The organism is Rhizobium sp. SG570 (assembly GCF_012275345.1).
Classification (GTDB): domain Bacteria; phylum Pseudomonadota; class Alphaproteobacteria; order Rhizobiales; family Rhizobiaceae; genus Rhizobium; species Rhizobium lusitanum.
On sequence record NZ_JAAZQI010000002.1, the window covers coordinates 1 to 22,492 of the forward strand.

General features: G+C 61.4%; 23 protein-coding genes. 8 read left to right on the top strand and 15 right to left on the bottom strand.

The window, feature by feature from the left end; all coding sequences use genetic code 11:
- Both FHT28_RS03695 and FHT28_RS03700 read right to left on the bottom strand, forming a co-directional pair.
- Positions 1–166, bottom strand: a 166-nt coding sequence (locus tag FHT28_RS03695; protein WP_168595613.1) for a transposase, incomplete at its 3' end; no start/stop codon positions are given.
- A gap of 75 nt (positions 167–241) precedes the next feature.
- The gene (locus FHT28_RS03700; protein ID WP_047638902.1) at positions 242–1,030 is read right to left on the bottom strand and encodes an SDR family oxidoreductase; all 789 of its coding nucleotides are present in this window, start codon (positions 1,028–1,030) and stop codon (positions 242–244) included.
- 294 nt (positions 1,031–1,324) lie between these two features.
- Between FHT28_RS03700 and FHT28_RS03705 the strand changes: the two genes are divergently transcribed.
- The gene (locus FHT28_RS03705) at positions 1,325–2,989 is read left to right on the top strand and encodes an electron transfer flavoprotein-ubiquinone oxidoreductase (protein ID WP_113119219.1); all 1,665 of its coding nucleotides are present in this window, start codon (positions 1,325–1,327) and stop codon (positions 2,987–2,989) included.
- A gap of 6 nt (positions 2,990–2,995) precedes the next feature.
- Complete coding sequence (locus FHT28_RS03710) at positions 2,996–3,523, top strand: GNAT family N-acetyltransferase (RefSeq protein WP_168595614.1); 528 nt, start codon at positions 2,996–2,998, stop codon at positions 3,521–3,523.
- A gap of 66 nt (positions 3,524–3,589) precedes the next feature.
- On the opposite strand, the gene FHT28_RS03715 is transcribed toward FHT28_RS03710, so the two are convergent.
- Entirely contained in the window at positions 3,590–4,498 is a 909-nt protein-coding gene (locus tag FHT28_RS03715; protein ID WP_168595615.1) for a DMT family transporter, read from the bottom strand.
- 144 nt (positions 4,499–4,642) lie between these two features.
- Between FHT28_RS03715 and FHT28_RS03720 the strand changes: the two genes are divergently transcribed.
- The gene (locus FHT28_RS03720; RefSeq protein ID WP_037193784.1) at positions 4,643–5,116 is read left to right on the top strand and encodes an Lrp/AsnC family transcriptional regulator; all 474 of its coding nucleotides are present in this window, start codon (positions 4,643–4,645) and stop codon (positions 5,114–5,116) included.
- A 66-nt stretch (positions 5,117–5,182) separates the two neighbouring features.
- Here FHT28_RS03720 and mgtE read toward each other — a convergent pair whose 3' ends face one another.
- Both mgtE and FHT28_RS03730 read right to left on the bottom strand, forming a co-directional pair.
- A complete protein-coding gene (mgtE, locus tag FHT28_RS03725) occupies positions 5,183–6,556 on the bottom strand; it encodes a magnesium transporter (protein ID WP_037193786.1) in 1,374 nt (457 codons plus the stop codon).
- A gap of 355 nt (positions 6,557–6,911) precedes the next feature.
- On the bottom strand, positions 6,912–7,925 hold the full coding sequence (locus tag FHT28_RS03730) for a zinc-binding alcohol dehydrogenase family protein (protein ID WP_168595616.1): 1,014 nt from the start codon (positions 7,923–7,925) through the stop codon (positions 6,912–6,914).
- A gap of 104 nt (positions 7,926–8,029) precedes the next feature.
- On the opposite strand from FHT28_RS03730, the gene FHT28_RS03735 reads away from it, so the two are divergent.
- A complete protein-coding gene (locus FHT28_RS03735; RefSeq protein ID WP_113119275.1) occupies positions 8,030–8,434 on the top strand; it encodes a helix-turn-helix domain-containing protein in 405 nt (134 codons plus the stop codon).
- On the opposite strand, the gene FHT28_RS03740 is transcribed toward FHT28_RS03735, so the two are convergent.
- A complete protein-coding gene (locus FHT28_RS03740; protein WP_348644969.1) occupies positions 8,399–9,607 on the bottom strand; it encodes an MFS transporter in 1,209 nt (402 codons plus the stop codon). The two genes, FHT28_RS03735 and FHT28_RS03740, sit on opposite strands and share 36 nt — an antisense overlap.
- Positions 9,608–9,941: 334 nt before the next feature.
- Here FHT28_RS03740 and FHT28_RS03745 point away from each other — a divergent pair, with 334 nt between their 5' ends.
- Entirely contained in the window at positions 9,942–10,889 is a 948-nt protein-coding gene (locus tag FHT28_RS03745) for a diacylglycerol kinase family protein (protein ID WP_168595618.1), read from the top strand.
- A 5-nt stretch (positions 10,890–10,894) separates the two neighbouring features.
- Here the strand turns inward: FHT28_RS03745 and FHT28_RS03750 are convergent, their stop codons facing one another.
- Complete coding sequence (locus FHT28_RS03750; protein ID WP_168595619.1) at positions 10,895–12,235, bottom strand: glutamine synthetase family protein; 1,341 nt, start codon at positions 12,233–12,235, stop codon at positions 10,895–10,897.
- A gap of 288 nt (positions 12,236–12,523) precedes the next feature.
- Here FHT28_RS03750 and FHT28_RS03755 point away from each other — a divergent pair, with 288 nt between their 5' ends.
- Positions 12,524–13,891: an aspartate aminotransferase family protein gene (locus FHT28_RS03755; protein ID WP_168595620.1), complete on the top strand. Its 1,368-nt coding sequence runs from the start codon at positions 12,524–12,526 to the stop codon at positions 13,889–13,891.
- Here the strand turns inward: FHT28_RS03755 and FHT28_RS03760 are convergent, their stop codons facing one another.
- The 3 genes from FHT28_RS03760 to FHT28_RS03770 are packed head-to-tail and all read right to left on the bottom strand — an operon-like array spanning position 13,892 to position 17,036.
- Positions 13,892–14,512, bottom strand: coding sequence for an NUDIX hydrolase (locus tag FHT28_RS03760; RefSeq protein ID WP_168595621.1), 621 nt, complete (start codon positions 14,510–14,512; stop codon positions 13,892–13,894).
- Between the two features lie 15 nt (positions 14,513–14,527).
- The gene (locus FHT28_RS03765) at positions 14,528–16,024 is read right to left on the bottom strand and encodes a glycosyltransferase family 39 protein (RefSeq protein WP_092572847.1); all 1,497 of its coding nucleotides are present in this window, start codon (positions 16,022–16,024) and stop codon (positions 14,528–14,530) included.
- On the bottom strand, positions 16,017–17,036 hold the full coding sequence (locus tag FHT28_RS03770; protein WP_037193803.1) for a glycosyltransferase family 2 protein: 1,020 nt from the start codon (positions 17,034–17,036) through the stop codon (positions 16,017–16,019). Before FHT28_RS03770 ends, FHT28_RS03765 begins: the two co-directional genes overlap by 8 nt.
- Before the next feature lie 94 nt (positions 17,037–17,130).
- Between FHT28_RS03770 and FHT28_RS03775 the strand changes: the two genes are divergently transcribed.
- Positions 17,131–18,090, top strand: coding sequence for a lysylphosphatidylglycerol synthase domain-containing protein (locus tag FHT28_RS03775; protein ID WP_168595622.1), 960 nt, complete (start codon positions 17,131–17,133; stop codon positions 18,088–18,090).
- A gap of 5 nt (positions 18,091–18,095) precedes the next feature.
- On the opposite strand, the gene FHT28_RS03780 is transcribed toward FHT28_RS03775, so the two are convergent.
- Genes FHT28_RS03780 through FHT28_RS03795 form a run of 4 tightly spaced genes read right to left on the bottom strand, consistent with a single transcriptional unit; the run spans position 18,096 to position 20,476 of the window.
- Complete coding sequence (locus FHT28_RS03780; RefSeq protein ID WP_168595852.1) at positions 18,096–19,337, bottom strand: RNA polymerase sigma factor; 1,242 nt, start codon at positions 19,335–19,337, stop codon at positions 18,096–18,098.
- Between the two features lie 10 nt (positions 19,338–19,347).
- Positions 19,348–19,725, bottom strand: a complete 378-nt coding sequence (locus FHT28_RS03785; RefSeq protein ID WP_168595623.1) for a YciI family protein — start codon at positions 19,723–19,725, stop codon at positions 19,348–19,350.
- A gap of 18 nt (positions 19,726–19,743) precedes the next feature.
- Complete coding sequence (locus FHT28_RS03790) at positions 19,744–20,106, bottom strand: YciI family protein (RefSeq protein WP_168595624.1); 363 nt, start codon at positions 20,104–20,106, stop codon at positions 19,744–19,746.
- 10 nt (positions 20,107–20,116) lie between these two features.
- Entirely contained in the window at positions 20,117–20,476 is a 360-nt protein-coding gene (locus FHT28_RS03795; protein ID WP_047562149.1) for a YciI family protein, read from the bottom strand.
- Positions 20,477–20,629: 153 nt separating this feature from the next.
- Here FHT28_RS03795 and FHT28_RS03800 point away from each other — a divergent pair, with 153 nt between their 5' ends.
- Entirely contained in the window at positions 20,630–20,860 is a 231-nt protein-coding gene (locus FHT28_RS03800; RefSeq protein WP_168595625.1) for a hypothetical protein, read from the top strand.
- Positions 20,861–20,887: 27 nt separating this feature from the next.
- On the opposite strand, the gene FHT28_RS03805 is transcribed toward FHT28_RS03800, so the two are convergent.
- Positions 20,888–22,390: an AMP nucleosidase gene (locus FHT28_RS03805; protein ID WP_037193816.1), complete on the bottom strand. Its 1,503-nt coding sequence runs from the start codon at positions 22,388–22,390 to the stop codon at positions 20,888–20,890.
- Positions 22,391–22,492 lie beyond the last annotated feature (102 nt).

Below are 22,492 nucleotides of genomic sequence, written 5' to 3' on the forward strand. Positions count from 1 at the left end.
CGTAGCAGGGCGGGCAGTCCTGCCAGCGGCAGCCGGATTTCAACACATGAATGATACCGCTGATCACGCGGCGGTCGTCGGTACGATGTGCTCCAAGCTGATTGGTTGGAAGCAGCGGTTCAATCGCTGCCCATTGCTGATCATCAAGCCAGAATTCTCCTGCCATGAGCCAATCTCCTTCAAATATCCAGATTGAATCATACAGTTCAAGCAAAATCAAATGCATGATTGGGTTTGGAACCTAGAGGGATCGCGCAGCGCCTCCATCGCAGCGTACCATCGTCCCCGTCACGTAGCTTGCGGGTTCGCTGCAGAGAAAAGCGGCCGTTGCCGCGAATTCCTCGACGCGGCCATAGCGGCCGGCGGGAATGCGGTGCTGACGCTCGGTGCTGACCTCTTCGAGGCTCTTGCCGCCGCGCCTGGCCGTTGCGGCGTCGAGCTCGGCCAGTCGATCAGTGGCGATGCTGCCCGGAAGGAGCATGTTCACCGTGATCCCTTGTGCCGCCACTTCGCTCGCCAAGGTCTTGCTCCAGCCGGCGAGCGCCGGGCGCAGCGTATTGGAGAGCGCCAGATTGGGGATCGGCTCGATGACGCCGGAGGAGGCGACGGTGAGGATGCGTCCCCATCCTTGCGCCTTCATGCCAGGCAACAATGCATTGGTCAGGGTGATGATCCGCGCCACCATGGAGATGAAATAGGTCTCCAATCGCTCGGCGGTCATATCCTCAGTCGTTCCCGGCGTCGGGCCGCCGGTATTGTTGACGAGAATATCGATGCCGCCGAGTTTCTCAGTAACGGCCTTGCCGATGATCTCGATGAAATTCTCGTCGTTGAGATCGGCCCAGATCCAGTCGGCCCGGCCTTTCCCCTCGGCGTTGATGGCCTTGCAATTATTGTCAAGCCTCTCGCCGTTGCGGCCGCAAAGCAGGACGTTTACTCCCTCGCGCGCCAGCGCAACGGCGATGCCATGCCCCAGCCCCTTGGAAGAGGCGAGCACCAGCGCGCGTTTCCCGTCGATACGAAGATCCATCTTGATCACCCTTCTGCTATCTCGAAGTTCTCAAGGGGAACTTATAGAGCGCCATCAGCCGATTTTGAAAGCCACAGCGTGACAGCGGCTAGGTAAAAGAGATCGAAAGTTGACGTTAACGTAAAGGTAATTTAACTTGATTGCTACTTGGGCGAATTGGAGGATTGCCTGTCGCTTCCCGGCTCGACAATCCCTTCCCATTTTGACAAGAGATAACCGAAATGGGGAAGACGCCCAAAGGGGACAAGGCCGCGCTTCGATGCCATCGGGCGCCCGGCCAATCGGAGAGAGTATATGACTGACGCGAGCGAGCTGCCTGAACGCGAGAGCATGGAATTCGACGTCGTGATTGTCGGGGCGGGTCCTGCGGGGCTTTCTGCGGCGATCCGGCTGAAACAGGTCAATCCGGACCTGACCGTCGTCGTGCTCGAGAAGGGCGCCGAGGTCGGCGCGCACATCCTGTCGGGTGCCGTCGTCGATCCCATCGGCATCGATCGCCTGTTGCCTGGCTGGCGCGAGGAGGAGGGCCATCCATTCAAGACCGAAGTGACAGCGGATCACTTCCTGTTCTTGGGCCCGGCGGGCTCCATCCGGCTGCCGAACTTCATAATGCCGCCGCTCATGAACAATCACGGCAACTACATCGTCTCGCTCGGCAACGTCTGTCGCTGGCTGGCCGAGAAGGCGGAAGGCCTCGGCGTCGAGATCTATCCCGGCTTTGCCGCAACCGAAGTGCTCTATAATGACAAAGGCGCCGTCATCGGTGTGGCCACCGGCGACATGGGGATCGAGAAGAACGGCGAGCCCGGCCCGAACTATACGCGCGGCATGGAACTGCTCGGCAAATATGTGCTGATCGGCGAGGGCGTGCGCGGCTCGCTCGCCAAGCAGCTCATTGCCAAATTCGACCTCTCGAAAGATCGCGAGCCGCAGAAATTCGGCATCGGCATCAAGGAGCTCTGGCAGGTCAAGCCGGAGAACCACAAAAGGGGTCTGGTGCAGCACTCCTTCGGCTGGCCGCTCGGCTTCAAGACCGGTGGGGGCTCATTCCTTTATCATCTGGAAGACAATCTGGTCGCCGTCGGCTTCGTCGTGCACCTGAACTACAAGAACCCCTATCTCTATCCCTTCGAGGAATTCCAGCGCTTCAAGACGCATCCGGCGATCCGCGGCACCTTCGAGGGCGGCAAGCGCATCTCTTACGGTGCACGCGCCATCACCGAAGGCGGTTATCAGTCGGTGCCGAAGCTGACCTTTCCCGGCGGCGCGCTGATCGGCTGTTCGGCCGGTTTCGTCAATGTGCCGCGCATCAAGGGCAGCCACAATGCGGTGCTCTCGGGCATGCTGGCAGCCGACAAGATCGCCGCGGCGGTCGCCGCGGGCCGCGCCAATGACGAAGTGATCGAGATCGAGAACGAATGGCGCCAGACGGATATCGGCAAGGACCTGAAGCGGGTGCGCAATGTCAAGCCGCTGTGGTCGAAATTCGGCACGCTGGTCGGCGTCGGCCTTGGCGGTCTGGACATGTGGACGAACCAGCTTTTCGGCTTCTCATTCTTCGGCACGCTGAAGCACGGCAAGACGGATGCTCAATCTCTCGAGCCCGCGTCCAAGCACGAGAAGATTAACTATCCGAAGCCGGATGGCGTCCTGACCTTCGATCGGCTGTCCTCGGTGTTCCTGTCGAACACCAACCACGAGGAAGACCAGCCGGTGCATCTCAAGGTCAAGGACATGGCGTTGCAGATATCGTCGGAGCACGACATTTTTGCCGGCCCCTCGACCCGCTACTGTCCGGCAGGCGTCTATGAATGGGTGGAGAAGGATGGCAAGGAGACCTATGTCATCAACGCCCAGAACTGCGTCCACTGCAAGACCTGCGACATCAAGGATCCCAACCAGAACATCAACTGGGTACCTCCACAGGGTGGCGAAGGGCCTGTCTATCCGAATATGTGAGATGCAATGACAGAGGTCGGGCAAGGCGCCTGGGCGATCCGTCTGGCTCGGCCGGAAGAGCAGCATTTGCTTGCTGATATCGAGATCGATGCGTTCTGGGCGTTGCATGAGGCCGGTGCCGTGGCCTGCGAGCCGACATCGCTGTCAATCGAAGTGCTCAGGCAGTCACAGGCGGAGCAGCTGCTGCTCGTCGCCGTCGATGACGGCGACCAGCCGTTCGGCTTCCTTGCCGGCATCCTCAAGGACGGTTCCGTTCACATTGCCGAAATCGATGTCGTCAGGCACTGGCAGAAGAAGGGCGCCGGAAGGCGTCTGATGGAAGCTGTCATAGCGGCGGCGAAAACGCAGCGTGCTGCAGGCGTCACTTTGACGACGGACCGGCATGCCGCCTTCAACGCGCCTTTCTATGCCTCGCTGGGATTTCGAATATTGGGCAATGAAGAGAGGCCGGCTGAGTTGACGCGGATCCTGGAGAATGAGGTCGCGCACGGCGCCGATCCGGCCAGACGCGTGGCGATGGCGCTTCGGTTCTGATCCGTATCCCAGGGTGGGCCAGATCGCCAATCCGAAGCGTCATGATGTTGAAGACAGGAATTAATGCTAGGCGCTCTTCCGGGCGAGCAGACCGGTGGAGAGAGCAACACCTATACCGGTGACGACCGCGGCTGCAATGCCAGCCATGCCGATCTCCTCACCGAGCAGGAACCCGCCGCCGATGGTGGCGAGAACAGGCGTGATGGCGGTGAAGGCTGCGGCCTGCGTGCCGCCGAGGGCCTGGACGGCAAGACCGTAGGCCAGGGTGGCGGCAAGGCCGGACAGCAGCCCCTGGCTGACGATCTGCAGGCCGATTTCCGGCAACGGCACCGACGCGAGCGAGCTGCCGAAGACGAAGGCCAGTCCGACATGGATGAGGAAGGACCAGACGGCGATGATGGCGCTCGATTGCAGTACGCTCAAGCCCGAGCGGCGGAAGGCATGGGTATAGCTTGCCCAGAGCAAGGCTGCGAGCGGCAGCAGCGTGAAGCCTTCCCAGGAGATCTGCACGCCGTAAAGACTGCGTGCCAGCAGGATGACGACGCCGGCGACGATGCCGGCAAGGCCGAGCCAGCGGGTCACATCGAGCCGTTCACGAAACAGCGTCACGCCGATTAGGGCGGCGGCCAGCGGCATGGAACCGCCGAGCAGGATGCCGGCTGCAGAGGCCGGGGTGAATTGAATGGCGAAGGTGGTCAACTGAAAGAACACGGCGCCGGAACCGCAGACCATCAGCGCCAGCAGCTTCAGTGGCACGCCTTTCGGCAGCAGGCCGGTCCGCCACCAGACGGGGGCCAATACCAGGGCCGGCACGCCGTAGCGGATCAGGCCGAGGTCGATCGTACTCATCTGCGTCTCGGCCGTGTGGCGTGTCGCCAGAATCCAGTTCGCCCAGATCAACACGGTGACGATAGCGCCCGCATAGCCGATCGCTGTGGGGCTGATTTTGCGGGTGGGGAGGGTCAAGGCGGTCATCGACATATCCTTTCCAACGATCCGGTTTGTCTTTCGATGGGAAGAAGATAGCGCCGAAGGCTGAGGCATGTCCTTGCTAGTTATGGCTCCAAAAACATGATACAGGCAATAATCTGCCAATATGGATGCTTAAGTTTCTCAGATATGCCAAAACTGGATAAATTCGATATTGCCATCCTCAACTGTCTTCAGGAGGATGCGCGCGCCACCAATGTCGAGATCGCCGAGCGCGTCAATCTTTCGCCGTCGCCCTGTTTGAGGCGCATCCGCAACCTGGAAAAATCCGGCCTACTGCGCGGTTACCGCGCCGATATCGATCGCAAGGAGGCCGGCCTCGGCCTCACGGTTTTCGTCGAACTCAAGGTCGGTCATCACTCGAAGGAAAATTCCGAGGCGCAGCAGGCAGCATTGCTCGCCATTCCGGAGGTCGTGGCCTGCCATTTGATTTCGGGAACGGCCGATTTCCTCGCGGAGGTCGTGGTGGCGGACCTTGCCGCCTATGAGAAGGTGATGTCGGAAAAGCTTTTGGTGCTTCCCGGCGTGGTCGATCTGCGCTCGAACTTTGCGATCCGCACGATCAAGACCAATGGTGCCCTGAAACTGCCACAGCCTGAATGAAACAGGCGAAGTGAAAATGAAAAGGGGCCGTTGCAGGCCCCTTTTTGGATGAGAGTCTGATTATCCTCAGAGCATCGTTCCGCTGAGGATCATCAGCGCGACCGAGAAGTAGATCACCAGCCCGGTGACGTCGACCAGCGTCGCAACGAAGGGCGCCGATGCGCTGGCCGGGTCGAGCCGCAGCTTCTGCAAAACGAACGGCAGCATCGAGCCGGCAAGCGAACCGAACGTCACGATGCCGATCAAGGCTGCAAAGACAGTAAAGGCGACGAGCTGCCAGTGCGGACCGTAGTCGAAGAGACCGATGGTCTGCCAGAGCACGATGCGGGCGAAGCCGACGAGACCGAGAATTGCGCCGAGCACGATGCCGGTCGGCAGTTCACGCAGAGCCACGCGCCACCAGTCCGCAAGCTTTAGCTCGCCGAGCGCCAGCGCCCGGATGATCAGCGAGGTTGCCTGCGAGCCGGAATTGCCACCGGAGCTCATGATCAGCGGGATGAACAGCGTCAGCACGACGGCTTTTTCCAGTTCGCCTTCGAAATGCTGCATGGCGCTTGCCGTCAGCATTTCGCCGAGGAAGAGGGCGGCAAGCCAGCCGGCGCGCTTGCGGATCATGCCGCCAAAGCTGATCTTCATGTAGGGCTGACCAAGTGCTTCCATGCCGCCGAACTTCTGGGCGTCTTCGGTCGTATCGGCAATCATCGTGTCGATGACGTCGTCGACGGTGACGATGCCGAGCATGTGGCCCTTGTCGTCGACAACCGGAAGCGCCAGCAGATCGTGGCGCCGGATCAGACGGGCGACGTCCTCCTGCTTCATCAGTGGCGGCGCCGTTACCGGCGTGCCCTTCTGTGCGACGGTGAGGATACAGGCGTCGGGCTCGCCGGTGATGAGGCGGCGCAGCGTCACGACATGCAGCAGCACATGTGTCTCGTCGTCGAGCACATAGATGGCATAGACGGTTTCGCGGGAGCGCTCAACCTGGCGAACGTGGTCGAGCGTCTGCGCAACGGTCCAGCTTGCCAATACGCTCACGAACTCTGTCGTCATGATGCCGCCGGCGGTGCGCGGCGGGTAGCCCATCAGGCCCTGGATCGCTTGTCGGGCATGCTCGTCGAACGTGGCGAAGAGCCGGGCACGGGTGTCGATATCCATCTCGAGCAGCACGTCGGCGACACGGTCGTTGGACATGCCGTGCAGCAGCCGGGAGGCGTCCGCATTGCCCATGACTTCGAGAATTTTGGATGCGTTGCGCAATTCCGGCCGGTCGAGAATGCGCACGGCGCGCTCTTCCGGCATTTTGGCGAGAATGCGCGCAGCCTCGCCCACATCGAGCACGTTCAAGGACTCGACGCGTTCCGCGATGGTTACGGCGCGGTTGTTATTGATGAATGCACGAGCGGCGTTGCCAGCCCGCATGGGGAAGCTGTTGATATTCATTAAAGCTCGCCTTTCCAGTCGATCCGCCGTCGTAGCGGATCGTGGCGAGCCGACAGGAGTCGGTTAGTGCACGAATGCTACTGACGGCAAAGGCAATCGACTACTACTGTCGCTAGGCATCTAAAGATGGCTCCGGTTAATCGGCATGGAAAAACATTATTCCCCACGTGGGGGAGAAGTCGCGCCGAAGGCATAAAAAGTCAAGAGGTGGAAGCAGTTAAAGGCACTATGTCGCAAGAAAAATTTCTTTAGGCGGCTGAAAGTTTGTGCGTTGCAACAAATTCCGTTGCGAATGCGTTAAATAGCTTGGCCGGACGCCTCGCGCCCGGCCATATTCGCTGAAAATTTCAGTCTCTCAGAAGCCCGCCAGAACGACCTTGCCCTTCATTCTTCCGGTTTCGACCAGGGCATGCGCCTTCTTCAGATTCGCCGCGTTGATCGTGCCTGCAGTCTCCGTCAGCGTCGTACGGACCTTGCCGGCATCAACCAGTTCGGCGACCTTCGTCAGCAGCCTGTGCTGCTCGATCATGTCGGCCGTGTTGAACAGCGGGCGGGTGAACATCAGTTCCCAATGGATCGAGGCCGACTTGCGCTTGAAAGGCATGACGTCGAGCGTCTTCGGATCGTCGATCAGCGCGAACCGGCCTTGCGGGGCGATGGCATCGACGATGGATGCGATGTGGTCAGCGGTATTGGTCGTCGAGAAGATGAAGGCGGGCGCGCCGATGCCGAGCGCCTCGATCTGAGGCGCAAGCGGCTTCGAATGGTCGATGACGTGATGCGCGCCCAACTCCTTGACCCAGGCCTGCGTTTCCGGCCGCGACGCCGTGGCGATGACGGTGAGGTCGGTCAAGGCGCGTGCGATCTGGATCGCAATCGATCCGACGCCACCGGCACCGCCAATGATGAGGATCGCATTCGCGACACCGGGAACGGGATCCTGCACCTTCAGCCGGTCGAACAGCGCTTCATAGGCGGTGATCGAGGTTAGTGGCAGCGCAGCCGCGGCCGCAAAATCGAGGCTCTTCGGCTTGGCCCCGACGATGCGCTCGTCGACCAGATGGAACTCGACATTCGAGCCGCCGCGGTTGATGGCGCCGGCATAGAAGACTTCATCGCCCGGCTTGAACATCGTGACCTCGGGACCGACGGCCCTGACGATGCCAGCCGCGTCCCAGCCAAGGATCTTGTATTCGCCTTCGGGCGGCGCGGCGCTGGCACGGACCTTGACGTCGACCGGATTGACGGAGACCGCCTTCACTTCGACGAGCAGGTCGTGGCCCTTGGCCTCGGGTGTCGGCAGGTCGATATCGATGAGCGATGTCTCGGCGGAAATGGGCTGAGGTTGCTTGTAGGCGACTGCACGCATGGGAGAAGCTCCTGGTTTTGTTGCACACAGGCTAGATGCGCATTATCATCAAAGGGCGCAAGAATGCACAAATTCTGTACGTAGGTACAAAAAGGATACTGTCGATGTCGCTTCCCCGCTCCAAGCTCGTCAGGAATTTTCCGGGATGCCCGGTCGAGGCGACGTTGAGCCTGCTCGACGGCAAATGGAAGGGCGTGATCCTGTTTCACCTGATGGAAGGAACGCTGCGCTTCAATGAAATCCGCCGCAAGCTTCCGTCGGTGACGCAGCGCATGCTGACGAAGCAACTGCGCGAATTGGAAGAATCCGGGCTGGTCTCACGCACCGTCTTTCCGGTCGTGCCGCCGCGCGTCGAATATGCTCTGACGCCGCTCGGCACAAGCCTGCGGCCGATCATCAAGGCGATGGCTGTATGGGGCGAGGAGAATGTCTTCTGCCACAATGGCCGGCAGGAACTGGCCGCACCCGCGGCCTCATGCGTGGCCGGTACGGCGCTCCAGGCCAACTGAAACGGCAAAGACCGCAAGACCGGCGACCGAGAGAACCGCGCCGACATAGCCGGTCGCAGCCGCGGTGAAGCCCCAGGTGATCACCATGCCGCCGAGCCAGGCGCCGAGCGCGTTGGCGATATTGAAGGCGGAATGGTTTGAGGCGGCAGCCAGCGTCTGCGCATCCGCCGCCACATCCATCAGGCGGGTCTGTACGGCCGGACAGGCGGCAAAGCCGCAGCCGATCAGAAACACGCAGACGCAGAGCATCACCGGATTGGCGGCCGTCAACGAAAACAGCGTCATGATGATGATATTGAAAATCATCATGCCGCCGATCGTGCCCTTGAGCGAGATGTCGCCGAGACGGGAGCCCACGACATTGCCGACATTCATGCCGATGCCGAACAGCGCAAGCACGACCGGCACCATGCTTGCCCCAAGGCCCGCAACCTGTGTCGTGGTGGTGGCAACATAGCTGAAGATCGAGAACATGCCGCCGAAGCCGACGGCGGCGATGCCAAGCGTCAGCCATACCTGGATGCGCTTGAGCGCGCCGAGTTCGCGGGTGATGCTGGCGCCTTCCTCGACCCTATCCTTGGGGAGGAAGAGGGCGATGAGCAGCATGGTCGCGAGGCCGATGCCACCGACCATCATGAAGGCCGCCCGCCAGTTCAGAAGCTGGCCGAGGAAGGTGGCGATCGGCGTGCCGATCAGCGTGGCGATCGTCAGGCCAAGCATGACCTGGCCGACGGCGCGGACGCGACGGTGAACCGGCACCATCGATGCGGCAACCAGCGCGGCAACGCCGAAATATGCGCCATGCGGAAGGCCGGTGATGAAACGCAGCGCCGTGAAGCTTGCGAAGGTCGGTGCGAATGCGCTGGAAATATTGCCGGCGGCGAAGATCGCCATCATCAGCAGGAGCAGCGTGCGCCGCGCCATCTTGGCGGCGAGCACGGCGATAATAGGCGCACCGACGACGACGCCGAGCGCATAGGCGCTGATGACATGACCTGCTTCCGGCGTGGTGACGCCAAAGGTGTCGGCAACATTAGGCAGAAGTCCCATGATGACGAATTCACCGGTACCGATGCCGAAGCTGCCGACCGCGAGGGCCATTGTCACGAGCGCGATGGCCGTGCGCGAAGGCGCTTCCAGGACGGTTTGGGTATCGAGGACGTCGGCGGCAATATCGCTCACGAAAGCTCCTTGGCGACAAACCCGGGCAAGGCGCCGCGAATCATGCAGCGAGCCCGGAACCCGGCATTCGATGCATCATGGGGAAATAAAGGACTGGAGGGGCATGGACATACCTCAAGCGATAGTATCGATGGCGTCGATATTTCTGTCGCGTGCATTTTTTGCAGTGCAGCATGTCGCATGCTGCATAAGTGAACGCTGGTTCCGATCGGGCAGAGCGGTTGTAATGCTTGAAATCGCTTCATTCGGAACCATCTGTGGGGGAGGCGCACGGGGGCATTCGCCCCTTCCCGAAATACAATTTGCGGAAAGACCAAGAGCCCCAATGAAGTTGATCGGCTTTTTCAACCGCGATGGCGGTACCTTCCGGACGACGGATATGGCTGCCTATGAGGCGAAGGCGGAGCAAGTCTTCCGCGATGCCGGTCATGATTTCGAAGCCGTGGTCGTGGCGGGACGAGACGTCGTGTCGGCGATGGAGCGCGCGGCGCGCCGGGACGACATAGACGGTATCGTCGCCGGAGGCGGCGACGGCACGATTTCGGCCGCCGCCGCCATCGCCTGGAAGACCGGCGTCGCCCTCGGCGTGATTCCCGCCGGCACCATGAACCTGTTTGCCCGTTCGCTGAGGTTGCCGCTCGATATCTGGCAGACGCTGAACGTGCTCGCGACAGGTGAGGTCGACAAGGTCGATATCGGCAGCGCCAACGGCCGGGCCTTCGTGCATCAGTTCTCAGCGGGCCTGCATGCGCGCATGGTGCGTTATCGCAACGGCTATACCTATCGCTCGCGCATCGGAAAGATGTCGGCCAGCACCCGTGCCGCCTTCGGGGTCATCGCCAATCCGCCGGAATTCGATGTCGACTTCGAAGCCGGCGGCGTTCGCGAACGCCGGCACGTGTCGGCGATTTCCGTCTCCAACAATCCCTTTGGCGCCAATGCACTGCTCTATGCTGACAATCTGCAGGGCGGTGAGCTCGGCTTCTACATGGCAAAGCCATTGCGGCCGCTCGGCGTGGCGCGTCTTGTCGTCGATATGCTGCGCGGCCGGTTTCGTGAGAACACCGATGTCATGGTCATGCATGCGCCGGAAGTGCATCTGCATTTCCCGAAGCTGCGCCAGCTCGCAAACTGCGTCATGGATGGCGAGTTGCTGCCGCTGGAGCGCGATGTAACGCTCAAGGTTCATCCCGGCGAACTCAAGGTGATGGTCCGCGAAGGCACCGCCGCCAGCATCGAGCGCGAGGGTGCCGTCAACAGCCTGGCCGTCTGAAGCGGTTAGAGACGCGGCAGATAGGTTCGATAGTCGAAATCGGAAACGGTGCGCAGAGAGCGGATGGCTTCCTTGTGCTTCGTATCGCCGTAGAGCTTTTGATATCGCTCGCCGAAGATATCGGCGATGAAGACAGAGCTGCGGAAGCATTCGACGGCGGTCAGGAAGTCATGCGTCAGCCGCGGGGCATTGGCCGGCACGTAGGTCGGTGTCGTCTCCTCGCCGGGGTCCAGTTGGTTCTCTAAACCGAGCAGCATGCCGCCAAGGATTGCCGCCAGCATCAGATAGGGATTGGCGTCGGCGCCGGCGACACGATGCTCGACGCGCGCGCCAGGCCCATCCTTTTCGGGAATGCGCACTGCGGTGCCGCGATGGCCATAGCCCCAGGTCAGGTCGACGGGGGCGAAGGAGCCCGGCTGAAAGCGGCGGTACGAGTTGGCGTAGGGCGCAAAGATCAGCTGCGCATCCTCTAGCGTTTGCAGTAACCCGGCGCAGATCGATTTCAGCTTCTTCGGCTCGCCGCCTTCCGCATCGAGGATATTGCGGCCCTGATCATCGATGATGCTGGCATGTACATGCAGTCCGGAGCCGGCATGATCGGTATAGGGCTTCGCCATGCAGGTCGATTTCAGGCCGTGCTTGCGCGCCGCCTGCTCGGCCACGCGCTTCAGCATGATGCAGTCGTCGGCGGCGGCAAGGGCATCCGGGCGATGCAGCAGGTTGACCTCGAACTGGCCGGGGCCGAATTCCGCCGTCGTCGCGTCCGCCGGCAGCGCCTGCGCCCTGGCATAGCTGCGCAGCGTTTCAAGATAGCCGTCGAGCAGGTCGACCGCGTCCATGTCGTAGAGCTGGTAGCCGTTCGGCTCGTCGCGATAGGTCAATGCCGGCGGCGGCGAGGGGATGCCTCTTTCGCGCCAATCGCCGGCAAGCAGATAGAATTCCAGCTCGGTTGCGATGACGGGGGTCAGGCCGAGCGCCTTGTAGCGGTCGACCACGGCCGCAAGAATGGCGCGGGGATCCTGAAAGCTCGGGCTGCCGTCGAGCTCATGCATGGTAGCCAGCACCTGCTTCGACCCAGGCGGTGCCCAGGGCATATCCGCGAGTGTGCGCCGATCAGCGACACAGGTACCGTCTGGATCGCCGATCGTCAGCGACAGGCCTGTCATGTCGTCATTGTCGTCGCCCCAGATATCGAGCGACTGCGTCGAGGTCGGCAGCCGCACGGCGCCGGACCAGACCTTCTTTTCGGCCGCGATCGGGATCTGCTTGCCCCGCAGCCGGCCGTTCATGTCCGATATCAGCACCTCGATACGCGCATTACCTTCGGTTGCGTTGTCGGCCGCCATACTCTTGTAAATCCCCAATGCTCACGGCATGGTCGTAAACCATGATAGCTATCAGTCAAGTCTGGCGACGCTGAGTCTCCGTGCCAGGCCCCTCACCCCAGCCCTTTCCCCGCATGTGCGGGGAGAGGGGACTCTCCGATGCCCATCTTCGCGCAATGCGGTAATTGGCACGAAAACTCCCTCTCTCCGTTTGACGGGGAGAGGGCTGGGGTGAGGGGCCATGCACACAATTGCGGCGTCGGCGGACTCGCCTGGCAGAAACCAATTGCAATGAGGTGAGTTTCAATCATGCCCGACATGCCAAGCCGCTCCAATCTTGCCGCTCTCGATGCCGCCCATCATCTCCATCCCTTCGCCGATATGAAGAAGTTGAACGCCGACGGCGCGCGGATCATCCAGCGCGGCGAGGGCGTCTATATCTTCGACAGTGAAGGGCGGAAATATCTGGATGGCTTTGCCGGCCTCTGGTGCGTGAATATCGGCTACGGCCGCACGGAGATTGCCGATGCCGCGATCCGGCAGATGAACGAACTGCCCTACTACAATACCTTCTTCGGCACGACGACAACGCCGGCGACGCTGCTGTCTGAAAAAGTCTGCGCCCATGCCGGGCCGCATTTCAATCACGTCTTCTTCACCAATTCCGGCTCGGAGGCCAATGATACCTGGTTCCGCATGGCGCGGGTCTACTGGAGCGCGGTCGGCAAGCCCGGCAAGAAGACCGTCATTGCCCGCAGGAACGGCTATCACGGGTCGACTGTTGCCGGCGCCAGCATGGGCGGAATGAAATACATGCACGAGCAGGGCGACCTGCCGATCCCAGGCGTCGTCCACATCGGGCAGCCCTATTGGTACGCCGATGGCGGCGAGTTCTCGCCGGAGGAGTTCGGCCTCAACGTCGCCCGAGAGCTGGAGGAGAAGATCGATGAGTTGGGCGAGGACAATGTCGGGGCCTTCATCGCCGAGCCGGTACAGGGCGCGGGCGGTGTCATCATTCCACCTTCGACCTATTGGCCGGAAATCGCGCGCATCTGCAAGGCCCGGAACATCCTCTTGGTCTGCGACGAAGTAATCTGCGGCTTCGGTCGCCTTGGCTCATGGTTCGGCTATCAGCATTTCGGCGTCGAGCCCGATCTCGCCCCGATCGCCAAGGGACTATCGTCGGGCTATCTACCGATCGGTGGCGTACTCGTCAGCGATCGCATCGCCGACGTGCTGATCAACGAGGTCGGCGAGTTCAATCACGGCTTCACCTATTCCGGCCACCCGGTATGTGCGGCCGCCGCACTGGAGAATCTGAGAATTCTCGAGGATGAACGGCTCGTCGAGCGCGTTCGCGACGATATCGGTCCCTATTTTGCCGAGGCCTGGGGCAGCCTTGCGGATCATGACATGGTCGGCGAGGCCGTCAGCATCGGCCTCATGGGCGCATTGCAGCTTGCCGCCGATAAATCCACCCGCCGCCGGTTCGAGAAGCCCGATGCGATAGGCTCGGCCGTCCGCAACCACGCGCTCGCCAACGGTCTCGTGCTGCGCGCGACGGCCGATCGCATGCTGGCGTCGCCGCCGCTCGTCATCAGCCATGAGGAAGTGGATGCCATGGTTCGCATCACGCGGCTGGCGCTCGATGCCGTCTGGGCGGAGGCGAAGTCGTAATCAGCGCTTGTCCGTCGGCGTCGGCGCATCCCACTTGCCCGCCTTGTGAAGGGCAAGCGTCAGCGCCGCGACATGGATGACCTGGATCATCTTGCCATCCAGCGCCAGCTCGATCGCCTGCCGGATCGGCATGCGGATCAGGCGAATGCGTTCGGTCGGGTCGTCCGCCGGTCTGGCGCTAAACTCGACATTCCGGGCGATAACGATGTGCGCCAGATTGGTGTGAGTGGCCGGATTGGGCGCAAGCTTGCCCACATAGTCCCAGTCGGTGGAGGAGAGACCGGTTTCCTCTCGCAGCTCGCGCGCTGCCGCCTCGACCGGGCTTGCATCGCTCGCGTCTATGGCTCCGCCGGGCAGTTCGAGGGCCACGACACCCAGCCCATGACGATACTGTTGGACGAGATAGATATGATCCTCGGCATCCAACGCAATAATCTCGACCCACTCGGGATATTCCAGCACATAATAAGGCGCGATTTCCACGCCTTCCGCTGTGACGCAGCTATCGGCCCGGACCTTCAGCCACCGGTCGTGAACCAGATAAGTGGAGCTCTTTATCTCCCAGGGCGGAAGATCGGCGGTGTCGGTCAGTAGGTGTGTGACGTCGTCCTTCGAGTCCATGTACGGATCGAGCCTCTATTTCGGATAGACCCACGCATAGGCGAAAGACGCCATGTCACCCGGTTTGCCATGAATATATTGCACATCCGTGAGCTTGATGTCCGGCGTCGCATATTGCGAACCGAGAGTGTCGCGCAGCCAGTTCGACAACTCCCGCGGCATGACACCATTGTCCTTGCCCGGGCGCCACACGATCAGGATCGGCTTGTTTGCGCTCCACTGATAATCGGCTTTCAGATTTGGAAAGAAGAGCGACATGGCCGGCACGTCGGGAAGCTGCAGGTGCAGGTTGCCGGCGGGCAGCCATCCGTTCGTCAGCATCAAGCCCGGCCGCTTGCCTTCGCTCGCAAGGATCTGCCGCACGAAGGCGGGATAGGGGGTGTTGTAGTGGTCGTAGGCGCCAAACAGCATCGGGAAGATGGTGCGGGTCAAAAGCAGCGCCGGGATAACGACCATCATGACGAGCGGGACATAGAAGAAGCGCTTGCCGAAATCCGCGGCCGTGATTCCGGCGACTTCCATCTTCAGGCATAGATAGATCGGCAGCAGGAAGAGGAAGGGCAGCAGCCAACGGTCGCGCAGATCCGTCATGCCGATGGTGACGATCAGGATCAGCACGATTATGGCGATGACGGCAAAAAGGATTTCGAAGAAGCGGGTCCACTCGTTCGACCGGCCGAAGTTCTTCAGCAAGCTCTTGCCGAACACCAGCGCATAGACGATGAGCGTCGGTGCGCCGATGATGACGATCAGCTTTAAGAATTTCAACGGCCCTTTCACGAACTTGGCGAAAGCGCCCTCCGGCGCCTCCTCCGCCATGATGCCGAGCGTGCGGCCGGAGGCGAGGTCGAAATTGTGGATCAGCCAGATCCCGTGCGGCAGGAAGATCACCAGGGAAATGAGGATGGTCAGCAGGAAGCGCTTGTCGAAGACGCGGGCACGGCCCTGCGGGTGCATCAGCACGGCGACCAGGGCGCCGGCGGCGAGCAGCGCGAAATTGTATTTCGACAGCATGCCGAGGCCGAGCGCCAAGCCGGTGAATGCATAGGAACCAAGGCTTGGCGCCTTCAGCGTGCGGATGGCGCCGCAAAGAAACAGGTTGATGGTGACAAGCTGCGCGACCGTGTGCGTCAGGTCGCGCTGTGCCTCCCAGAAGAATTGCGGGATGGTGAGCAGCGACAACGTTGCGATCGCCGCGAAGACCTTGTCGGTCAGCACTTCCCTGGCCAGCCTGTAATAGCTGAGATAGACGAGGAAGAGGAAGATGTTCTTGACGGCGGAGATTGCAGTCAGCGACAGGCCGAAGACCGAAACGACGACTGCCTGCACCCAATTGTATAGCGGCGGCTGGGAATCGTAGCCAAGCGTCAGCCATTGCGAGAACAGGGCCTGCTGCGACTCGTCGAAGCGCATGCCATGCGGGATGGCGAGGCGCACCAGGAACTCGATGATGAAGTAGCCAGCGAGAAGCGGGATGATGGCATCCGGTCGGCGGACCAGAAACCTATGCATCCTGGTGATCCCGATCGAAGATCTTGCGCACGATATAGTTCGGCGAAAGATCGTCGCGATAGTAGATGCGCGCGATCATCTCCGCGAGGATGCCTGTCGTGATCATCTGGATCGATGACAGCAGCAGCACGACGCCGACCAGCAGCAGCGGCCGGTTGCCGATGTCGCTGCCGAAAATGAACTTGTCGATGAAGAGCCAGAGCAGGATCAGGCTGGCAAGCGCGCCGAGGCCGAGGCCGAGTGAGCCGAAGAAGTGGCCCGGCCGCGCCTTGTAGCGCATGAAGAACATCACCGACAGCAGATCGAGAATGACGCGGAAGGTGCGCGAAATCCCGTATTTGGAGGTGCCGTGCTGGCGCGCATGATGGGTGACGGGGACTTCGCCGATACGCGAGCTCGGCACCACGCCGGCGACCCAGGCGGGGATGAAGCGGTGCATCTCGCCCATCAGCTTCACCTGCTTGATGATCGAGGCGCGATAGATCTTCAGGCTGCAGCCATAGTCGTGCAGCTTGACGCCGGTGATGCGGCCGATCAGGTAATTGGCACACCAGGAAGGGATCTTGCGAAGCAGGAGCCCATCCTGGCGGTTCTTGCGCCAGCCGACGAGCAGGTCGAGCTGTCGCCGTTCCAACTCTTCGACCATCGAAGGGATGTCCTTCGGGTCGTTCTGCAGGTCGCCATCCATGGTGGCGATCAGCCGGCCGCTGGCGGCGTCGATGCCCGCCTGCATGGCTGCCGTCTGGCCGAAATTGCGCTGAAGCTCGACGATGCGCAGCGTCAGCCCGTCGCGCGGCAGCGACCGGCGCGCATTGGCAAGCGTTGCGTCCGTGCTGCCGTCATCGACCAGGATCAGTTCCCAGGGTCTTGCAAAGCCAGCCATGGCGGAGCAGATGCGCTCGACGAGCGGTCCGACGCTTTCTTCCTCGTTGAAGACGGGCACAACCAGCGAAAGCTCAAGAGGGCCTGCCGTATCGGCCTGGGGGAGGGTCGACTCTGCCGTTGTCTGCAACTCTTCTTTCTCCTAAAAGACCGGCAGAACCTGCCGGACGGAACGAGCGATATGTCCGGCCTCAGCCACCGCTCGCATTGGGTGCCCTAACTACATGAAGACTCCGACGGTTGCCAGCCGACAGAATTGGTTTATTCGCAACCGAATGACGCTGCTCACTCTCGCGGTGGTCGTCGCTTATGCCGCCTTCATCGAATGGTTCTGGGGGTGGAGTTCTATCTTGGCGCAGTGGGGCAAGGTCGGCCTTCTGCCGATCCTGCTCGCCCTAGCGCTTTTGACCGGCACCTACTTTCTGCGCACCTGGCGCATCTATGATTATTTCCCGAAGGAAACGGCTGGCCATTTCGCAGCGCTCTTCCGTGTGACGCAGGTGCATAATCTGCTTAATATCATGATGCCGTTCCGCACTGGGGAGACCAGTTTCCCGGTGCTGATGCGCTCCGAATTCGGCATACCGCTGGCGCGCGGCACATCGGCGCTGTTCGTCATGCGGCTGCTCGACCTGCATGCGCTGCTCGCGGCGGCCGGCGTCGGTCTTGCGCTTGCTTCGCCTTACCGCGTTTTGGCCTGGATCGTATGGCTGGCTTTCCTGTTCTTGCCGGTCGCAGCTTTCGTTTCGCGCCGGCCGCTGATCCGCCTTGCCGCCTGCATTCTGCCGAAGAAGGCGCAAGGGCTGGTACATGAGCTGGAGCGCGGCCTGCCTGTCGATGCCCAGGCCTTTGCGCGCGCCTGGCTGACGACGGTGGTCAATTGGCTGGTCAAGGTCGCGGTACTTGCCTGGGCGCTCGGCCTGATGAATGTCACGCCGTTGTCGGCAAGTTTCGGCGGCGCGCTCGGCGGCGAATTGTCGTCAGTGCTGCCGGTGCACGCGCCGGGAGGTGTCGGCACCTATCCGGCCGGCATCACCGCCGGCGCCATGGCATTCGGCGCTTCGGGCGAGAAGGCTGCGATCGAGAACCTGGCGCAGGCGAGCATCAACGCCCATCTCCTGATCGTCGTTTCGGCACTGACGGGCACCGCCATCGGTCTGCTTGTTTCCAGAAAGCGTGCCTGATCCGGCTAATGCCGGGTTTTGTCTTCCAGTTCGGCCAGCCGCTTGCGCAGAAATGCCTGCTCCGGCGCCTGTTGGCAAAGCGAAAGCGCCATCTCGTAGGATTGCCGTGCTTCCTCGTTGCGCTCGAGTTGGCGCAGGAAATCAGCTTTGGCAGCGTGGGCAAGGTGATATCGCGCCAGACGCTCCTCGCCGAGCAGGCTATTCACGATGGCGAGCGCCGCTGCCGGCCCATCACACATCGAGACGGCTACCGCCCGATTGAGTTCGATCACCGGCGAGGGATTGGCCAGCAGCAAAAGGTCATAGAGGGCGACAATCCGCCGCCAATCCGTGTCGTCTGCTGTCGCGGCGCGCGCATGTTCGGCGGCGATGGCGGCTTGCAGGGCGTAGGTGCCGACGCCGTCCGCGGTCATGGCCTCGGCCGAGAGAGCCAGGCCCTCGCGAATCCTGCGGTGATCCCAGAGCGAGCGGTCCTGATCGGCGAGCAAAACCAGCTCGCCGGCGGCGTCCGCGCGGGCAAGCCGTCGCGAATCCTGCAACAGCATGATCGCCAGCAGTCCCGAGACCTCCGGATCTGGCAGAAGCTGCAGCAACAGCCGGCCGAGCCGGATGGCCTCGGCTGCGAGATCGGCGCGAACGATCGTTGCGCCAGAGGATGCGGAATAGCCCTCGTTGAAGACGAGGTAGATGACGTGCAGCACCTGGGCCAGCCGCTCCGGCAGCTCCATCTTGTCAGGCACCTCATAAGGAATGCCGGCCGCGCGGATGCGGTTCTTGGCGCGGACGATGCGCTGGGCGACGGTTGGCGCCGGAATCAGGAAGGCGTGGGCGATCTCCTCCGTCGTCAGGCCGCACACCTCGCGCAGCGACATCGCCATCTGCGCTTCCGCCGGAATGAGGGGATGGCAACAGGTGAAGACCAGCCGCAGCATGTCGTCCTCGATCTCTTTGCGTTCAGCGATCTCCATCGTCTCCCCATCCGGATAGAGGCTGTCGGCGATATCGGCTTGGGCAGCATCGAAGCGCACCCGCTGCCTTATGTGATCGATGGCGCGAAAGCGACCGGCGGAGACAAGCCAGGCATAGGGATTGGTCGGGATCGTCTCCTCCGTCCATTGCTGCGCGGCCGCTGCGAACGCCTCGTGGAGCGCCTCCTCGGCCCGATCGAAATCGCCGAGCAAGCGGATCAGCGTTGCCAGCACGCCGCGCGAATGGCTGCGATAGATGCTGTCGATGGTCTGGTTCAGCGACACGGCGTCAGTGTTTCTCCGCTAAGTCTCCCCGAAGCGTCAGGATACGCACCGGACGAATCTCGATGGCACCATAGCGTGCCGAGGGAATGTGTTTGGCGATATCGGTCGCGCTATCCAGATCGGGCGCATCGATGAGATAAAAACCGGCCAGATGTTCCTTCGTCTCCACGAATGGCCCATCCGTCACCGAAAACGTGTCGCCCTGCGGCCGGATGACGATCGATTTATCTCGGAGTTCCAGCGCATCCGAAACGATCAGGCGGCCGTCCTGCCGCAGACTCTCATCATAGACGAAATGCTCGGCGATCAGATGGTTCATCTCGCTTTGAGTCAGCCTTCCGTCGACGTCGACGTATGTGTAGATCAGGCATCGAAATCGCATCGCTCTCTCCCTTAGCGCCTATTCATCCGGAAACCGGATGTCGAAGGCCGCACGGACCTCGATCATGCCGTAGCGGGCGACGGGGAAGGTGGCGGCAATGCGCATGGCTTCCTCCATGTCCCTGGCCTCGATCAACACGAAGCCGCCGAGATGCTCTTTCAACTCCGCGAAGGGACCGTCGGTGATCGCGGTCTCGCCCTGGCGCACCCGAACCGTTCTGGCGGTCTCCGGCTCCCGCAATGCATTGGCGACGAGGATATGGCCGCTGGCGCGCAGCCGGTTGTCGTTGTCGATGGACTCCTGCGTCAGCTGTCGCCCTTCCTCCTCGGAAAGCTTGCTGATCTCGGCTGTCTCGAACCAGACCTGACAAAGAAATTTCATCGCCGCCTCCTCAAAGATCCGGGCCGAAGGAATGGATAGGCCGCACCTCGATGCTGCCGAGCTTTGCAAGCGGGATGCCGGCAGCAACCCGGATTGCGTCGTTCAGATCCTTCGCATCGATCAGGATGAAGCCGCCTAGATATTCCTTGGTCTCAATGAAGGGACCGTCCGTCACCGCGGTCTCGCCGTTGCGGACCCGCACTGTAACCGCCGAGCTTGGCGACTGCAGCGCCTCGGCATGGATCATGTGCCCGCTGGCCATCAGATCCCGGTCGTAGCCGAGCGAATCCGAATCGAGCCTGTGCTTTTCCTCCTTGGTCATGGTGTCGAGCATCGAACCGTCAAACCAGACCTGGCAGAGATATTTCATCGCAGCTGCTCCTCTCGCAATTTGATAACAGCCATAGACGAGCCGGCCGTACGCAAATCGACAGCCCGATCCGCAGCATGACAAAAATTTTCGGCCCTGTCGAAAAAGCTCGACCCCGGTCGACCAGTTCCGTCGTCACGAGGAGAGACGGAGATGTACGGTCTGGAAGCCGCAATCGTGCACTACTGGCAAAAGAAGACAATGTCGGAAGAAGAGCTGCTTGACGCGGCGGATGTCGGAAGGGTCGTGTTCTGCATCTGGATGGGGTTCGCGGGCTTTGCCCTGCTGATCCTGTGCCTGAGCTGGGGTGCGGCGCCAAACCACGAACGGCCGCAACTTGCGGCCGCTGCCAAGATAGTTTCGGTACCGGCAGAAGGGCGGTAGGGCGAGAGCCCCAGCCTATTGGCCAGCTTACTGAAACGCCGTTTCGAAGAAGCTGCGCAGCTTGCGCGAGTGCAGCTTTTCCGGCGGCATTTCGGCCAGTTTCTGAATGGCGCGGATGCCGATCTGCAGATGCTGGTTCACTTGGGTGCGATAGAAGGCGGTCGCCATGCCCGGCAGCTTCAGTTCGCCATGCAGCGGCTTGTCGGAGACGCAGAGGAGCGTGCCGTAGGGAACGCGGAATCGGAAGCCGTTGGCGGCGATCGTTGCCGATTCCATGTCCAGCGCCACGGCGCGGGCCTGCGACAGGCGCTTGACCGGGCCTGCCTGATCGCGCAGTTCCCAATTGCGGTTATCGATCGTGCCGACTGTGCCGGTGCGCATGATGCGCTTCAGCTCGAAGCCCTCGAAACCGGTGATTTCGGCGACGGCCGCCTCCAGCGCCACCTGCACTTCGGCGAGCGCCGGGATCGGCACCCAGACTGGCAGATCGTCGTCCAGAACATGGTCTTCGCGCATGTAGGCGTGTGCAAGCACATAGTCACCGAGCCGCTGGCTGTTGCGCAGGCCGGCGCAATGGCCGAGCATCAGCCATGCATGCGGGCGCAGCACGGCGACGTGGTCCGTGATCGTCTTGGCGTTGGACGGGCCGACACCGATATTGATCATGGTGATGCCGGCATGCCCCTTCTTCTTCAGATGGTAGGCCGGCATTTGCGGCAGGCGCGGCGACGTCACATCACCCTCGGGCCGGCTGGAGCCGGCCTTGGTGACGATATTGCCGGGTTCGACGAACTCGGTATAGCCGTCTCCGCCGCTGGCCATCAGATCCCGCGCCCATTTGCAGAATTCGTCGATATAAAACTGATAGTTCGTGAACAGCACAAAATTCTGGAAATGCGCGGCGCTCGTCGCGGTATAATGCGAGAGGCGGGCCAGCGAATAGTCGATACGTTGCGCGGTAAAGGGTGCGAGCGGCGAGGGCTCTCCCGGAGGCGGGATATATTCGCCGTTGGCGATCTCGTCGTCCGTCGTGTTCAGATCCGGCGTATCGAAGAGGTCGCGCAGCGGAATATCCTCGAAAGCCGCAGCGGAGGCCTCGACATGCGCGCCTTCGCCAAAAGCGAAATGCAGCGGAATGGGCGTCGACGATTCGGACACGACCACCGGTACATTGTGGCTGCGCATCAAGAGCGTCAGCTGCTCTTTCAGATAATGGCGAAACAGTTGCGGACGCGTGATGGTGGCCGTGTAGACGCCCGGCGCGGTGACATGACCATAGGAAAGACGCGAGTCGACATGGCCGAAGCTCGTCGTTTCGATACTGACCTGCGGGTAGAAGGCGCGGTAGCGCGCCGTGATCGGCGCACCCTTGGCCAACTCGGTGAAACTGGCGATCAGGAAGGCGGTATTGCGATCGTAAAGCTCCGTCAGCGCGTCGACGGCCTTGGCCGAATCATCGAACGTCCGGGGCTGGACCGGGCTGGGGGAGGAGATGTCGAGGGGTGAAAAAGGAGAGATTCTGTTGCTCATGAGCCATTATAGAGTGTCGTTGTTAACAAGCAAACGACGTTGAAAGAGACGGCTCTGGATTTTCGCAGCTATTTTCTTGCAATCGTGCCTCCAGCCCAGCCA

Excerpts from the sequence above, each read along its gene's own strand:
- FHT28_RS03805 (WP_037193816.1), bottom strand. The coding sequence starts at position 22,390 with ATGAGCAACAGAATCTCTCCTTTTTCACCCCTCGACATCTCCTCCCCC.
- FHT28_RS03745 (WP_168595618.1), top strand. The coding sequence starts at position 9,942 with ATGAAGTTGATCGGCTTTTTCAACCGCGATGGCGGTACCTTCCGGACG.
- FHT28_RS03735 (WP_113119275.1), top strand. The coding sequence starts at position 8,030 with ATGTCGCTTCCCCGCTCCAAGCTCGTCAGGAATTTTCCGGGATGCCCG.
- FHT28_RS03760 (WP_168595621.1), bottom strand. The coding sequence starts at position 14,512 with ATGGACTCGAAGGACGACGTCACACACCTACTGACCGACACCGCCGAT.
- FHT28_RS03800 (WP_168595625.1), top strand. The coding sequence starts at position 20,630 with ATGTACGGTCTGGAAGCCGCAATCGTGCACTACTGGCAAAAGAAGACA.
- mgtE (WP_037193786.1), bottom strand. The coding sequence starts at position 6,556 with ATGAATATCAACAGCTTCCCCATGCGGGCTGGCAACGCCGCTCGTGCA.
- FHT28_RS03720 (WP_037193784.1), top strand. The coding sequence starts at position 4,643 with ATGCCAAAACTGGATAAATTCGATATTGCCATCCTCAACTGTCTTCAG.
- FHT28_RS03775 (WP_168595622.1), top strand. The coding sequence starts at position 17,131 with ATGAAGACTCCGACGGTTGCCAGCCGACAGAATTGGTTTATTCGCAAC.
- FHT28_RS03750 (WP_168595619.1), bottom strand. The coding sequence starts at position 12,235 with ATGGCGGCCGACAACGCAACCGAAGGTAATGCGCGTATCGAGGTGCTG.
- FHT28_RS03700 (WP_047638902.1), bottom strand. The coding sequence starts at position 1,030 with ATGGATCTTCGTATCGACGGGAAACGCGCGCTGGTGCTCGCCTCTTCC.
- FHT28_RS03785 (WP_168595623.1), bottom strand. The coding sequence starts at position 19,725 with ATGCGATTTCGATGCCTGATCTACACATACGTCGACGTCGACGGAAGG.
- FHT28_RS03715 (WP_168595615.1), bottom strand. The coding sequence starts at position 4,498 with ATGACCGCCTTGACCCTCCCCACCCGCAAAATCAGCCCCACAGCGATC.
- FHT28_RS03765 (WP_092572847.1), bottom strand. The coding sequence starts at position 16,024 with ATGCATAGGTTTCTGGTCCGCCGACCGGATGCCATCATCCCGCTTCTC.
- FHT28_RS03795 (WP_047562149.1), bottom strand. The coding sequence starts at position 20,476 with ATGAAATATCTCTGCCAGGTCTGGTTTGACGGTTCGATGCTCGACACC.
- FHT28_RS03705 (WP_113119219.1), top strand. The coding sequence starts at position 1,325 with ATGACTGACGCGAGCGAGCTGCCTGAACGCGAGAGCATGGAATTCGAC.
- FHT28_RS03755 (WP_168595620.1), top strand. The coding sequence starts at position 12,524 with ATGCCCGACATGCCAAGCCGCTCCAATCTTGCCGCTCTCGATGCCGCC.
- FHT28_RS03790 (WP_168595624.1), bottom strand. The coding sequence starts at position 20,106 with ATGAAATTTCTTTGTCAGGTCTGGTTCGAGACAGCCGAGATCAGCAAG.
- FHT28_RS03730 (WP_168595616.1), bottom strand. The coding sequence starts at position 7,925 with ATGCGTGCAGTCGCCTACAAGCAACCTCAGCCCATTTCCGCCGAGACA.
- FHT28_RS03710 (WP_168595614.1), top strand. The coding sequence starts at position 2,996 with ATGACAGAGGTCGGGCAAGGCGCCTGGGCGATCCGTCTGGCTCGGCCG.